15 protein-coding genes and 1 riboswitch are annotated in these 13,611 nt (G+C 61.6%); of the genes, 13 read left to right on the top strand and 2 right to left on the bottom strand.

What is annotated here, in order from left to right:
• The first annotated feature begins 133 nt into the window (after positions 1-133).
• Both SB725_RS03820 and SB725_RS03815 read left to right on the top strand, forming a co-directional pair.
• Complete coding sequence (locus SB725_RS03820) at positions 134-760, top strand: C40 family peptidase (protein ID WP_027922435.1); 627 nt, start codon at positions 134-136, stop codon at positions 758-760.
• A 165-nt stretch (positions 761-925) separates the two neighbouring features.
• Positions 926-1,462, top strand: coding sequence for a C40 family peptidase (locus SB725_RS03815; protein ID WP_027922436.1), 537 nt, complete (start codon positions 926-928; stop codon positions 1,460-1,462).
• Between the two features lie 107 nt (positions 1,463-1,569).
• Here the strand turns inward: SB725_RS03815 and SB725_RS03810 are convergent, their stop codons facing one another.
• On the bottom strand, positions 1,570-2,883 hold the full coding sequence (locus tag SB725_RS03810) for a PQQ-dependent sugar dehydrogenase (RefSeq protein ID WP_027922437.1): 1,314 nt from the start codon (positions 2,881-2,883) through the stop codon (positions 1,570-1,572).
• Positions 2,884-2,951: 68 nt separating this feature from the next.
• Positions 2,952-3,536, bottom strand: coding sequence for a hypothetical protein (locus SB725_RS03805; RefSeq protein ID WP_027922438.1), 585 nt, complete (start codon positions 3,534-3,536; stop codon positions 2,952-2,954).
• A gap of 155 nt (positions 3,537-3,691) precedes the next feature.
• Positions 3,692-3,926: riboswitch (cobalamin riboswitch) on the top strand.
• 80 nt (positions 3,927-4,006) lie between these two features.
• Between SB725_RS03805 and cobO the strand changes: the two genes are divergently transcribed.
• From cobO to SB725_RS03750, 11 genes are all read left to right on the top strand, one after another.
• A complete protein-coding gene (gene cobO / locus SB725_RS03800) occupies positions 4,007-4,618 on the top strand; it encodes a cob(I)yrinic acid a,c-diamide adenosyltransferase (protein WP_194939820.1) in 612 nt (203 codons plus the stop codon).
• Positions 4,615-5,997 (top strand): cobyrinate a,c-diamide synthase, encoded by a 1,383-nt coding sequence (locus tag SB725_RS03795; RefSeq protein WP_410921300.1) that lies wholly within the window; start codon positions 4,615-4,617, stop codon positions 5,995-5,997. Before cobO ends, SB725_RS03795 begins: the two co-directional genes overlap by 4 nt.
• Positions 5,994-6,644, top strand: coding sequence for a 5,6-dimethylbenzimidazole synthase (gene bluB, locus SB725_RS03790; protein WP_410921298.1), 651 nt, complete (start codon positions 5,994-5,996; stop codon positions 6,642-6,644). Before SB725_RS03795 ends, bluB begins: the two co-directional genes overlap by 4 nt.
• Positions 6,641-7,549, top strand: coding sequence for an adenosylcobinamide-phosphate synthase CbiB (gene cbiB, locus SB725_RS03785; protein WP_027922442.1), 909 nt, complete (start codon positions 6,641-6,643; stop codon positions 7,547-7,549). Before bluB ends, cbiB begins: the two co-directional genes overlap by 4 nt.
• A complete protein-coding gene (cobD, locus tag SB725_RS03780; RefSeq protein ID WP_410921296.1) occupies positions 7,542-8,534 on the top strand; it encodes a threonine-phosphate decarboxylase CobD in 993 nt (330 codons plus the stop codon). The genes cbiB and cobD overlap by 8 nt, the downstream gene beginning before the upstream one ends.
• Complete coding sequence (locus SB725_RS03775; protein ID WP_410921294.1) at positions 8,531-9,982, top strand: cobyric acid synthase; 1,452 nt, start codon at positions 8,531-8,533, stop codon at positions 9,980-9,982. Before cobD ends, SB725_RS03775 begins: the two co-directional genes overlap by 4 nt.
• Before the next feature lie 147 nt (positions 9,983-10,129).
• Complete coding sequence (gene cobU / locus SB725_RS03770; RefSeq protein ID WP_059181355.1) at positions 10,130-10,651, top strand: bifunctional adenosylcobinamide kinase/adenosylcobinamide-phosphate guanylyltransferase; 522 nt, start codon at positions 10,130-10,132, stop codon at positions 10,649-10,651.
• A complete protein-coding gene (gene cobT, locus SB725_RS03765; RefSeq protein WP_027922446.1) occupies positions 10,648-11,703 on the top strand; it encodes a nicotinate-nucleotide--dimethylbenzimidazole phosphoribosyltransferase in 1,056 nt (351 codons plus the stop codon). The genes cobU and cobT overlap by 4 nt, the downstream gene beginning before the upstream one ends.
• A complete protein-coding gene (gene cobC / locus SB725_RS03760; RefSeq protein WP_027922447.1) occupies positions 11,700-12,275 on the top strand; it encodes an alpha-ribazole phosphatase family protein in 576 nt (191 codons plus the stop codon). The genes cobT and cobC overlap by 4 nt, the downstream gene beginning before the upstream one ends.
• A gap of 2 nt (positions 12,276-12,277) precedes the next feature.
• The gene (locus tag SB725_RS03755) at positions 12,278-13,009 is read left to right on the top strand and encodes an adenosylcobinamide-GDP ribazoletransferase (protein ID WP_059181354.1); all 732 of its coding nucleotides are present in this window, start codon (positions 12,278-12,280) and stop codon (positions 13,007-13,009) included.
• Positions 13,010-13,178: 169 nt separating this feature from the next.
• Positions 13,179-13,583, top strand: a complete 405-nt coding sequence (locus SB725_RS03750) for a MarR family winged helix-turn-helix transcriptional regulator (RefSeq protein WP_027922449.1) — start codon at positions 13,179-13,181, stop codon at positions 13,581-13,583.
• The last annotated feature ends 28 nt before the right edge of the window (positions 13,584-13,611 follow it).

Raw genomic sequence — 13,611 nt, 5'->3', positions numbered from 1 at the left:
TCTAAAGTGGGCTTAAGCGCTTAGATGTTAACGAGAAACCGATAAGTCACATAAAGTTCGATTGAATTTGCAAATGAGGATGATAGCGGGCATAGTCTCGACTTCTTTACAACTATCAGCCACGGTCGTGCCCATGCTAAAGCGCTTCGCACCCCTCGTGCCTCTCGCACTCGTCACCCTGTTGTTCGGTTGCGCTGCTCACTCTCCAGTGTCCCAGCAAGAGCAACAACAGCAGGTTAAAAATTCAGTTACCGCGCAATCCTCTTCCGTTCTTTTCCAGGAAGAGCTGGCCACCGATAAAGAACTGGCTGACTTCGCCGACGGCAAGTCGTACCAGCTTCCGGTTCTGGCCGACAGCATCCTCGAACGTGGCATGTCCCTGATCGGTACCCGTTACCGTTTCGGCGGTACCTCTGAAGCCGGTTTCGATTGCAGCGGCTTCATCGGTTATCTGTTCCGTGAAGAGGCGGGCATGAACCTGCCACGTTCCACTCGCGAAATGATCAACGTGGACGCACCTCTGGTAGCTCGCAGCGCGCTGAAGCCGGGCGACCTGCTGTTCTTCGCCACCAACGGTCGTCGTGGTCGCGTCAGTCACGCCGGGATCTACCTGGGTGACAACCAGTTCATCCACTCCAGCAGCCGCAAAAGCGGTGGTGTCCGGGTCGATAGCCTGGGCGACAGCTACTGGAGCAAAACCTTCATCGAGGCCAAGCGCGCTCTTGCAATGGCCCCGACTGTGGTCACCGCTCGCAAGTAAACCTACAACTTGTAAGGTGAAGTTAAAGTCTTACTTGAACTTTGCCGCATAGCCGCTAGAATCCAGATCTAATATTGATGGCAAACCGCCTGCGTCCAACGCAGGCGGTTTTCTTTTCTGTCTTCCTGGCAGAAAAAGCCGCAGCCAGATCAGGATGTTCTGCTTATGACGATGTCGGCCCGCCTCGCACTCATGTTCTTCGCAGCGCTGCTCAGTGCCTGCGCCAGCCGCACACCGCCTCCTGCGCCGGTGGTTCGCGCGCCCATCGTCTTTGGTTCTTCTCAAGCATTCTCGCCCGAAGCGGAAGAGGTATTGTTCCGTGCGTTGGGGCTCGTGGGCACACCTTACCGTTGGGGCGGCAATACCCCCGATTCGGGGTTCGATTGCAGTGGGCTGATCGGTTACGTTTATCGGGATGCCGCCGGCATTTCCCTGCCGCGCACCACGCGCGAAATGATCAGCATGCAAGCGGCCAACGTGGGCAAGGAAGGTTTGCAAACCGGTGACCTGATTTTCTTCGCCACCAATGGCGGCTCTCAGGTCAGCCATGCCGGGATTTACGTCGGCGAAGGGCGCTTCGTTCATGCCCCAGCCACGGGCGGCACGGTGAAGCTCGACAGTCTGTCCAAGGCTTATTGGCAGAAGGCGTACCTGAGCGCCAAGCGCGTTCTGCAGCCTGAGCACCTGGCGCGTAACCCCTGACACACCGCTGTACCTGCTCGCGATAGCGGTGAGTCAGCCAACATCAGCGTGACAGATCCAACGCTATCGCGAGCAGGCTCGCTCCTGCGGGGGATTGGGGGTTGCGGTTATTGGGTTGCAGACACGCGCCACACCTTGTTCCCTACATCATCCGCCACCAGCAAGCCTCCCTGCTGATCAATCACCACGCCCACTGGACGGCCCATGGCGTCCTCGTCCTTATTGAGGAATCCCGTCAGCACATCCACCGGTTGCCCGGTCGGTTTGCCACCCGAGAACGGCACGAAAATCACCTTATAGCCACTATGCGGATTGCGATTCCACGAGCCGTGCTGGCCAATGAAGGCGCCTTCCTTGAATTGCGCGGGCAAGGTGTTGCCTTCAGCGAACGTCAGGCCCAGCGAAGCGGTGTGCGGGCCGACTGCGTAGTCCGGTGCAATGGCCTTGGCCACCAGGTCCGGGTTTTGCGGTTCGACGCGAATGTCGACGTGCTGGCCGTAATAGCTGAATGGCCAGCCGTAGAACGCGCCATCCTTGACCGAAGTAATGTAGTCCGGCACCAGGTCGCTGCCGATCTCGTCCCGCTCGTTGACTGCGGTCCACAGCGCGCCGCTGCGAGGCTCCCAAGCCAGGCCGTTGGGGTTGCGAATGCCTGAGGCGAATATCCGGTGATTACCGGTGGCGCGGTCCACTTCCCAGATCGCCGCGCGGCCTTCTTCCTTGTCCAGGCCGTTTTCACCGACGTTGCTGTTTGAGCCCACCGTGACGTACAGCTTGCTGCCGTCCTTGCTGGCGATGACGTTTTTGGTCCAGTGATGATTCAGCGTGCCCCCCGGCAGATCGACCACCTTGATCGGCGGCGACTTGATCGCGGTGTCACCGCTTTCATAGTGAAAGCGCAACAAGCGGTCGGTGTCGGCCACGTACAGGTCACTGCCGACCAGCGTCATGCCGAATGGTGAATTGAGATTTTCCAGGAACACCGTGCGGGTTTCGGCGATGCCGTCATGGTCCTTGTCTCGCAGCAGCGTGATGCGATTCGGGCTGGGGACGGCGGCGCCGGCGCGGCCCATGGTTTTCTTCATGACCCAGCCACGAATCCCTTTGCCGTCATCGGGTTTGGCTGGCGCGTTGGTTTCGGCCACCAGCACGTCACCGTTGGGCAGCACGTAGAGCCAGCGCGGGTGATCGAGGTCTTCAGCGAAGGCCGCCACTTGGGTGCCTGCGGCAGCGGTGGGTTTCGCGCCGGCCGGCCAGCCGACCGCCGGGGCGATGTTCACCGTCGGGATCAGGGTTTTATTCGGTTCGGGCAATTTGGGTGACGGGCCGGTGCCGTCGGAGACTTGCAGGCTGGAGGTTTCACCACAGGCGGCAAGCCCTCCGGCGAGCACGATGACGAGAACGAGCGGGGGTTTGCGCATGCTGGTCTTCCCTATGAATGCAGTGTCTTAATTCATAGAGAAGTTAAACAGAGCGATGGTTCAACCGGTCAGCCGCGAGCTTCCTTGAGCAGCACCGCAATGCCGGGGTGATAGTTGCCGGCTTCATTGCGCAATTTGCGGTAGGCGTAAGGGAAGTACCAGGCCACGGCGCAGCAGTGTTCCTTTTGCAGGTCGTCGACCATGTCCTGAAGTTCTTCTGGGGTCGCGCTCTGCTGGGCTTTTTGCGGAGCCACGAACAGGCAGCCGAGTTTCAGGTCGCTGGCGTAGCTGATGCGTTTGGCATCGCTGGTGATGTCTTGCAGCGCCTGGGTCAGGTTCAGGCTGTTGACCTTGGGCCAGCGTTGAGTGGCCTGAAAGTAGGCGCGCTCTTCAGCAGTCGCAATAAACAGATCGGCACGGGCATTGCGCTCGCCTTCTTCGTTCTGTTTACGCGTCGTTGTATTTTGCAGAGTGACCATTTCCGCCATCCACGCAGCGGCATTGAGCAGGCCAAGGTTAGCCTTTTCGTCATGCCAGTAAGGCGCTTCGTTATCGCCGCGAACCGAGTTGTAGCGGTCGATACAGTCAAACCAGCGTTCCAGCACCGGTCGCAGGAATTCCAGCTTCGGATTGCTGATAATCATGCCTTGCATGTTGCTCACCCTTGTAATTGTGTTGTTGGGTTTGTGGCTCTTTGATATCACTGCTGACCGTGTGGTGCAAGATTGGCGTCAGTAAATTGAGCGGCGGCAGTATATCGCTCGCTGGGGCTTTGTCTTCATTTGACGCTCCACCCCCAACCCTCTAACCTTCGCGGCTTGTTTCAGGTGCTCTGTGGCAGTGGCCGACAGAGTGAAACAGGGAAGCCGGTGAGTGACTATCGTCAAGCGACGAAGCGTCACGATCCCGGCGCTGCCCCCGCAACGGTAAATGAGTGAAGACTGCGCCTTGAGCCACTGTGTCTGTTGTCGACATGGGAAGGCGCGCAGTCCGGCCAAAGCCGCTCATGAGCCCGGAGACCGGCCTGATTCATCCAGCGGCATCACGGTGGGCGATGCCAGGCTTCTTGCCGTCTATTCTTGTGCCTGCCCGCCGTTATCCAGCCTCAACGGAGAGCTCCCCCATGACCGATACCCCAGATCGTGACGAACGCCATTTGGCGCGCATGCAGCGCAAAAAAGCCGTGATCGACGAACGCATTGCCAATTCCCCGAACGAGTGCGGCTTGCTGCTGGTGCTGACGGGCAACGGCAAAGGCAAAAGCAGTTCGGCGTTCGGCATGCTCGCCCGCTCCATGGGCCACGGCATGCAGTGCGGTGTGGTGCAGTTCATCAAGGGCCGTAACAGCACCGGCGAAGAGCTGTTCTTCCGTCGCTTCCCGGAGCAAGTGCGCTTCCATGTCATGGGCGAGGGCTTCACCTGGGAAACCCAGGACCGCCAGCGTGACATTGCAGCCGCCGAAGCCGCTTGGGCGGTGTCCCGTGAATTGCTCGGCGATCCGTCCATCGGCCTGGTGGTGCTGGATGAACTGAACATTGCGCTCAAACACGGCTACCTCGACCTCGATCAAGTGCTCAGCGATTTGCAGGCACGTCCGCCGATGCAGCACGTGGTGGTGACCGGTCGTGGCGCCAAACCGGAAATGATCGAGCTCGCCGACACCGTCACCGAAATGGGTGTGATCAAGCACGCGTTCCAGGCCGGGATCAAAGCGCAAAAAGGCGTCGAGCTGTGAGTCAACCTCGTCATTGCCCGGCGGTACTGATTGCCGCGCCGGCCTCCGGTCAGGGCAAGACCACCGTCACCGCCGCGCTGGCCCGTTTGCATCGCAATCAGGGGCGCAAGGTGCGCGTATTCAAATGCGGCCCGGACTTTCTCGACCCGATGATTCTCGAACGCGCCAGCGGTGCGCCGGTGTATCAACTGGACATGTGGATGGTCGGCGAGCAGGAAAGTCGTCGACTGTTGTGGGAAGCCGCCGCTGAAGCCGACTTGATCCTCATCGAAGGCGTCATGGGCTTGTTCGACGGCACGCCGTCCAGCGCCGACCTGGCGCGGCACTTTGGTGTGCCGGTGCTCGCGGTGATCGACGGCACCGCCATGGCGCAGACCTTTGGTGCGTTGGCATTGGGCCTGGCGAAGTATCAGCCGGACTTGCCGTTTGCCGGCGTGTTGGCCAATCGCGTCGGCACGTTGCGTCATGCGCAACTGCTTGAAGGCAGCCTCACCGAAGGCTTGCGCTGGTACGGCGCGTTGTCGCGGGAAACCGGGATCGAATTGCCGAGCCGTCATCTGGGCCTGGTTCAGGCCAGTGAGCTGAATGACCTCGATCTGCGCCTGGATGCGGCGGCCGATGCGTTGGCCAACAGTTGCGAGGTGGCGCTACCACCTGCGGTGGAATTTGCCGCCCCGGATGTGATCCCTGCCGAGCCGTTGCTCGCGGGTGTACGAATTGCCGTGGCCCGTGATGAAGCGTTTGCGTTCACCTACGGCGCGAGCCTGGATTTACTGCGAGCCATGGGCGCCGAGTTGCGGTTTTTCTCGCCGATTCGTGACCGCCAATTACCCGAGGCGGACAGCCTGTATCTGCCGGGCGGTTATCCGGAGTTGCACCATGTTGCACTGTCGCAGAACACCCCGATGCTCGACGCGATCCGCGCGCATCATGCGGCCGGTAAACCGCTGTTGGCCGAGTGTGGCGGCATGTTGTATTTGCTCGACTCGCTGATCGATGTCGACGGCACTCGTGCCGAACTGGTGGGCTTGCTGAAGGGCGATGCGGTGATGCAAAAGCGTCTGGCCGCGTTGGCGTTGCAAGCAGTGGAATTGCCGGAAGGTTCGTTGCGTGGCCACACGTATCACCATTCGCTGACCAGTACCGAGCTTGAGCCGATTGCGCGTGGCCTGAGCCCGAATGGCGGGCGCGGGGCGGAGGCGGTTTATCGTGAGGGGCGGATGACGGCTTCTTATGTGCACTTTTATTTTCCGTCCAATCCATCGGCGGTTGCCGCGCTGTTCGTGCCTGATCATCAGGACACCATCGCGAGCAGGCCCACTCCTGCATTGGATCACCTCAACCCTGTGGGAGCGAGCTTGCTCGCGAAGAGGCCATGACTGACAACGCATTCTCCGAAGCCGAACGCGCCGCGGTCTACCGCGCCATCGGCGAGCGCCGCGACATGCGTCACTTCAGCGGCGGCACGGTCGAGCCCGAGCTGTTGCGACGCCTGCTCGAAGCCGCGCACCAGGCGCCTAGCGTCGGCCTGATGCAGCCCTGGCGTTTCATTCGCATCAGCGACCGAGCCCTGCGCGGCAAGATCCAGTCGCTGGTGGAGGAGGAACGCATCCGCACCGCCGAAGCCCTCGGCGAGCGCACCGACGAATTCATGAAGCTCAAGGTCGAAGGCATCAACGACTGCGCCGAGGTGCTGGTCGCCGCGCTGATGGATGATCGCGAGCGTCACATCTTCGGCCGTCGCACTTTGCCGGAGATGGACATGGCCTCGTTGTCCTGCGCGATCCAGAACCTCTGGCTGGCCTCCCGCGCCGAAGGTCTGGGCATGGGCTGGGTGTCGCTGTTCGAGCCGCAAGCGCTGGCGGACCTGCTGGGTTTGCCGGCCGGGGCCAAACCGTTGGCGGTTCTTTGCCTGGGCCCGGTCAAGGAATTCTATCCGGCGCCGATGCTGGTACTCGAAGGCTGGGCGCAAGCGCGTCCACTCAGTGAGTTGCTGTGCGAAAATTATTGGGGAGTGAGTCAATGAGTGTGGCGTTATTGAGTGTCGCCGCCGTGGCGCTGGACGCGCTGCTGGGTGAACCCAAACGCTGGCATCCGCTGGTGGCGTTCGGTCGTTTTGCCGAGCGCATCGAGCAACGTTTCAATGGGGAAGGTCGCGGCTGGCGCAGCCATGGCGTCACCGCGTGGGTGATGGCGGTGGTGCCGCTGACCTTGCTCGCCACGGCATTGTCCTGGGCGCCTTATGTCGGTTGGGTTGTCGAGATCCTCGCGCTGTACTGCGCCCTCGGCATGCGCAGCCTCGGCGAACACATCGAGCCGGTGGCCAAGGCGCTGCGCAGTGATGACCTGGACGAGGCGCGCAAGCGTGTCGGTTATCTGGTCAGTCGCCAGACCAGCGAACTGGATAAAACCGAAGTCGCCCGCGCGGCCACCGAGTCGGTGCTGGAGAACGGCAGCGATGCCGTGTTCGCCGCACTGTTCTGGTTTGCCGTGGCCGGCGCGCCCGGCGTGGTGCTCTACCGATTGAGCAACACGTTGGATGCGATGTGGGGTTATCGCAACGAGCGCTTCGAACGCTTCGGCTGGGCCGCGGCGAAGATCGACGACGTCCTCAATTACATTCCTGCACGGCTGGTGGCGTTGACTTACGCGCTGTTGGGGAAAACCCGGCTGGCGTTGAAATGCTGGCGGACCCAAGGCCCGACCTGGGACAGCCCGAATGCCGGCCCGGTGATGGCGGCAGGCGCCGGTGCATTAGGCGTCGAGTTGGGCGGGGCGGCGATTTATCACGGCGAGCTGCATCAGCGTCCGCAACTGGGCGAAGGTGTGCCGGCGGATGCCGACTCCATTGATCGCGGCTGGCAATTGGTCCAGCGCGGGGTATGGTTATGGTTGCTGATTCTCTGCGTGGGGGCTGAATTCTATGCTTGAGCACGGTGGCCGGTTGCGCAAGGCGGCGCTCGAATACGGCATTGCAGAAGCCGATTGGCTCGACCTGTCCAGCGGCCTGGCGCCCTGGCCATTTCCGGTCCCGGACATCCCGCTGCGCGCCTGGGCACGCTTGCCGGAAACCGATGACGGCCTGGAGCAGGCGGCCTGCGACTATTACAGCGCGGCACAAGTGCTGCCGGTGGCCGGTTCGCAAATGGCCATCCAGTTGCTGCCGCGTTTGCGCCGTGCCGGCAAGGTCGGCGTGCTGTCGCCGTGTTATGCCGAGCACGCCGAAGCCTGGCGGCGCTGCGGCTATATCGTGCGTGAAGTGCTGGAGCAGGAAGTCGACTTCTTTATCGACAGCCTCGACGTGCTGGTGGTGGTCAACCCGAACAACCCGACCGGCCTGAGCCTGACCCCGAGTCGGCTGCTCGACTGGCACACTCGCCTGGCCTCGCGCGGCGGCTGGCTGGTGGTGGACGAGGCGTTCATGGACAACACGCCGCAGTTGAGTGTGGCGCCGTTTACCCATCTGGTCGGCTTGATTGTGTTGCGTTCGTTCGGCAAGTTTTTTGGTCTGGCCGGCGTACGGCTGGGTTTCGTGCTGGCGGAGCGCAAGCTGCTCAAACTGCTCGCCGAGCAAGTCGGGCCGTGGGCGGTCAGTGGGCCGACCCGAGTGATTGGTCGGACCTGCCTGCTGGACACCGAAGGTCACGTCCGCCAACGTCAGCGCAGTGAAGAGGCCAGCGAACGTCTGGCGCGGCTGCTGGAGCAGTTCGGGTTCAAGCCGCAGGGCGGATGTGCCTTGTTCCAGTGGTTGATCACCGATCAAGCCGAGCAGTTGCATGAGTTCATGGCCCGTCAGGGCATCTTGTTGCGCTTGTTCCCACACAACAGCAGCCTGCGTTTGGGTCTGCCCGCTGACGAAGCGGACTGGACTCGCCTGGCGCAAGCCTTTGAAGCCTATGCCAAGGAAGGCCAATGACCACGTTAATGGTGCAGGGCACCACGTCCGATGCCGGCAAAAGCACGCTGGTGACGGCGCTGTGTCGCTGGGTGGTGCGCCAGGGCGTAAACGTCGTGCCGTTCAAACCGCAGAACATGGCGCTCAACAGCGCGGTGACGGCCGATGGTGGTGAGATCGGTCGTGCGCAAGCCGTGCAGGCCCAGGCCGCCAACCTTGAACCGCACACCGACATGAACCCGGTGCTGCTCAAACCCAACAGCGACACCGGCGCCCAAGTGATCATTCACGGGCGCGCGGTCACGACCATGAACGCGGTTGCCTATCACGACTACAAAACCATCGCCATGCAAGCGGTGCTGGCCTCTCACGAACGCTTGAGCGCGGCCTATCCGGTGGTGATGGTCGAAGGCGCGGGCTCACCCGCCGAGATCAATCTGCGGGCCGGCGATATCGCCAACATGGGCTTTGCCGAAGCGGTGGATTGCCCGGTGGTGTTGATCGCCGACATCAATCGCGGCGGGGTGTTCGCGCATCTGGTGGGCACGCTGGAGTTGCTGTCGCCGACGGAGCAGGCGCGGATCAAGGGCTTCATCATCAATCGTTTTCGCGGCGATATCGCCTTGCTTCAACCCGGTCTCGACTGGCTCGAAGAGCGCACCGGCAAACCGGTGATCGGTGTCCTGCCGTATGTGATGGATCTGCATCTTGAGGCTGAGGATGGCATCGATCAGCGCCAGACTGACAAGGCCGACCAGGTACTGAAAGTCGTGGTGCCGGTGCTTCCGCGCATCAGCAACCACACCGATTTCGATCCGCTGCGTTTGCATCCGCAAGTCGATCTGCAGTTCATCGGTCCCGGCCAGGCGATCCCGCCGGCCGACCTGATCATCCTGCCCGGCTCGAAGAGCGTACGCAGCGACCTCGCGTATTTGCGGGCCAATGGCTGGGATTCGGCGATCAGTCGTCATCTGCGCTACGGCGGCAAAGTCCTCGGGATTTGCGGCGGTTTGCAAATGCTCGGCGAGCACGTACACGACCCGCTGGGTCTGGAAGGCGCACCGGGCTCAAGCGCTGGTCTGGGGGTGCTGGCGTTTGAAACGCAGCTCGAAGAAGAGAAGCAACTGCGCAATGTGCGCGGTCGTCTGGCATTGGAAGATGCGGCTGTCAGCGGCTACGAAATTCATGCCGGCGTGACCACCGGGCCGGCGTTGGAAAACGCCGCTGTGCAGTTGGACGATGGTCGCTGCGATGGCGCGCAAAGTGTGGATGGGCAGATTTTCGGCACGTACCTGCATGGCTTGTTTGAATCGCCGGCGGCGTGCAGTGCGTTGCTGCGCTGGGCGGGGTTGCAGAATGTACAGGAGGTCGATTACCACGCATTGCGCGAGCGGGATATCGAACGGTTGGCGGATCTGGTGGAGAAACATCTGGATACCGGGCTGCTGCGTCAACTCTGCGGGATTTGAGGTGGCTTAGAGGCCGCCATCGCGGGCAAGCCCACTCCCACAGGGGCCGTATTTGTGCCCAAGATTGTGAACAGTCCCGATCCTTGTGGGAGCGGGCTTGCCCACGATGAGGCAGTCGCCACGCCGACAATTAAAAGGTAATGAACCATGCTCCAACTGATCCTCGGCGGCGCCCGCTCCGGCAAAAGTCGACTGGCCGAAAAACTCGCCACCGACAGCCAGCTGGCCGTGACCTACATCGCCACCAGCCAACCGCTGGACGGCGAAATGGGCGACCGCGTCGCCCATCACCGCGCCCGTCGTCCCGTCGAGTGGGGATTGATCGAAGAACCGATTGAGCTCGCCCGCGTCCTGCGCGCAACCGCCAGTGCCAATCGTTGCCTGCTGGTGGATTGCCTGACGCTGTGGATGACCAATCTGCTGATGCTCGACGATACCGAACGCCTCAACGCTGAACGTGAAGCCCTGCTGGACTGCCTGGCCGCGTTGCCGGGTGAAATCATTTTTGTCAGCAACGAAACCGGAATGGGTGTCGTGCCGCTGGGCGAATTGACTCGCCGCTACGTCGATGAAGCCGGTTGGCTGCATCAAGCCCTGGCCGAGCGCTGCCAACGCGTCGTCCTGACCGTCGCCGGCCTACCCCTGACTCTGAAAGGAACTGCGTTATGACTCAATCCTGGTGGCTGAACCCGTGCAAGCCGATCGATGCGCAAGCCGTCGAACAGGCGCAGGCGCGTCAACAGCAACTGACCAAACCCGCCGGCTCCCTCGGTCGACTGGAATCGGTGGCGGTGCAATTGGCCGGGTTACAGGGGCAGGTCAAGCCGAGCCTGGACCATCTGTGGATCGCGATTTTTGCCGGTGACCATGGTGTCGTGGCTGAAGGCGTGTCGGCGTTTCCTCAGGAAGTCACCGGGCAGATGTTGCACAACTTCGTCACTGGCGGCGCAGCGATCAGCGTGTTGGCGCGGCAGTTGGGCGCCTCCCTGGAAGTGGTGGATCTGGGCACGGTGACCCCGACCTTGAATCTACCCGGTGTGCGTCACTTGAACGTTGGCCCCGGCACGACGAATTTCGTCAAAGGCCCGGCCATGACGACGGCCCAGGGCGAACTCGCCTTGCAGGCTGGTCGCGACAGTGTGCAGCGTGCCATCGCCGTCGGGGCGCAGTTGTACATCGGTGGCGAAATGGGCATCGGCAACACCACCGCTGCCAGTGCATTGGCCTGTGCCTTGCTCGATTGTCCGGTGGTGCATCTGGCCGGGCCGGGCACCGGTCTGGATGTGTCGGGTGTCAGCCACAAGGCTCGGGTCATCGAGCGCGCGTTGGCGCTGCACGGTGTTCAGCGCGAGGACGCGTTGCAGACGTTGTTCAATCTGGGTGGTTTTGAAATTGCTGCGCTGGTGGGGGCCTATCTGGCGTGTGCGCAAGAAGGCGTGGCGGTGCTGGTCGACGGGTTTATTTGCAGCGTCGCGGCAGTGGTGGCGGTGCGCTTGAATCCTGAATGCCGTGCCTGGCTGCTGTTCGGCCATCGCGGTGCCGAGCCGGGTCATCGTCATGTGCTGGAAACCCTGAACGCGGAACCGTTGCTGGACCTTGGTTTACGACTGGGCGAGGGCAGCGGTGCCGCATTGGCCGTGCCGTTGTTGCGTCTGGCCTGCGACCTTCACGGGCAGATGGCAACCTTCGCCGAAGCGGCGGTTGCGGACCGTCCGGCATGACGTTGCACTTGGACCTGTTGCGTCATGGCGAGACCGAGCTCGGTGGCGGATTGCGTGGCAGTCTCGATGACGCGCTGACCGAAAAAGGCTGGGCGCAGATGCGCGCGGCGGTGATCGAGCAGGGGCCGTGGGATCGATTGGTCAGTTCGCCGTTGCAGCGTTGTGCGCGTTTCGCTGAAGAGCTCGGTGTGCAACTGGGTTTGCCGGTGCAGTTGGACAAAGACCTGCAAGAACTGCACTTCGGTGCCTGGGAAGGGCAGAGCGCAGCGGCGTTGATGGACACCGATGCCGAGGCATTGGGGCTGTTCTGGGCTGATCCCTATTCGTTTACGCCGCCGGGCGGCGAGCGGGTGGCCGACTTTTCCGTTCGGGTACGGGCGGCCATTGAGCGACTGGTTATTGCTTACGCGGGCGAGCGGGTCCTGTTGATCAGCCATGGTGGGGTCATGCGTTTATTGCTGGCTCAAGCGCGGGGGATGCCGCGTGAGCAGTTGCTCAATGTTGAAGTCGGTCATGGGTCGTTGTTTTCATTGCGTGTCGAACCCGGTGTCATTCTCAAGGAAGCGATTTGACCATGCTGCCATTCTGGATCGCCCTGCAATTTCTGAGCAGTCTGCCGATTCGCCTGCCCGGCATGCCGGCGCCTCAGGAGCTGGGCCGGTCGCTGCTGTTTTATCCGCTGGTGGGGCTGCTGTTCGGCGCGATTCTGTGGGCGCTGAATGGGTTTTTACTGGGAACGCCGTTGTTATTGCATACGGCGTTGTTGCTGACGGTTTGGGTCTTGCTCAGCGGCGGGTTGCACCTGGACGGTCTGGCCGATAGCGCCGACGCGTGGCTCGGTGGTTTTGGTGATCGGGAACGCACGCTGACGATCATGAAAGACCCGCGCAGCGGGCCGATTGCCGTGGTGACGCTGGTGTTGGTGTTGTTGCTGAAATTCGCGGCGTTGTTGGCGTTGATCGAGCAGCAGCACGGTATTGTCCTGATCATCGTTCCGTTGATTGGCCGCAGCGCGATGCTGGGCTTGTTCCTGACCACGCCGTATGTGCGTGCAGGCGGGCTGGGGCAGGCGTTGGCGGATCATCTGCCGCGATTGGCGGGTCAGCAGGTGTTGGCGGTCAGTGCGGTGGCGTGTGTGCTGATTGCGGGGCTCAGCGGTGTTTGGGCGGTGGTGCTGGCGGCAGTGGTTTTTGTGTGGTTGCGCCAGGTGATGGTGCGTCGATTGGGCGGGACGACGGGGGACACGGCCGGGGCATTGCTGGAATTGCTGGAGATGGTGGTGCTGGTAGGATTGGCGTTGATCTGATGGCTTTTGTGCAGGATGTGCTGGCCTCTTCGCAAGCAGGCTCACTCCTACAGTTGATCGCATTCCGCTGTAGGAGCGAGCCTGCTCACGATATCGGTCTTTCAAGCACTGCCATTTCTATATCTATCCATAACTTGATTTAACACAACCGCGGGTATATACACGCACCATGCTCGACTCCCAATGTTTATGTATCAATCTGCGTCGCGCCGCACGTGGCGTCAGCAGGCATTACGACGGCGCTCTCGACGGCTTCGGGATCAACGTTGCCCAGTATTCTTTGCTGTGCAATTTGCAGCGCCTGGATCAACCGAGTATTTCCACCCTCGCCGAAGCCATGGGCCTGGACCGCAGCACCCTCGGACGCAATTTGCGCGTGCTGGAGGGGGAGGGGCTGGTGAAGCTGGTCGAGGGCGAGGACATGCGCAATCGCATTGTCCGCCTGACCGAGGCCGGTGCCGAGCGCTTGGCAGCGGCCCTGCCGGCCTGGGAAGCGGCTCAACAACGGTTGATTGACCGATTGGGCGCCGAAAAACGCGAAACCTTGTTGCGACTGCTGGACGAACTGGCCTGAAGCCGGTTTTTCCGATCTTAAGCGGGTA

The sequence above is a fragment of the Pseudomonas sp. SIMBA_041 genome (assembly GCF_046535095.1).
Taxonomy (GTDB): domain Bacteria; phylum Pseudomonadota; class Gammaproteobacteria; order Pseudomonadales; family Pseudomonadaceae; genus Aquipseudomonas; species Aquipseudomonas mucoides.
The sequence above is the reverse complement of the archived record's forward strand: the minus strand, read 5'-3'. Positions and strand labels throughout refer to the sequence as shown.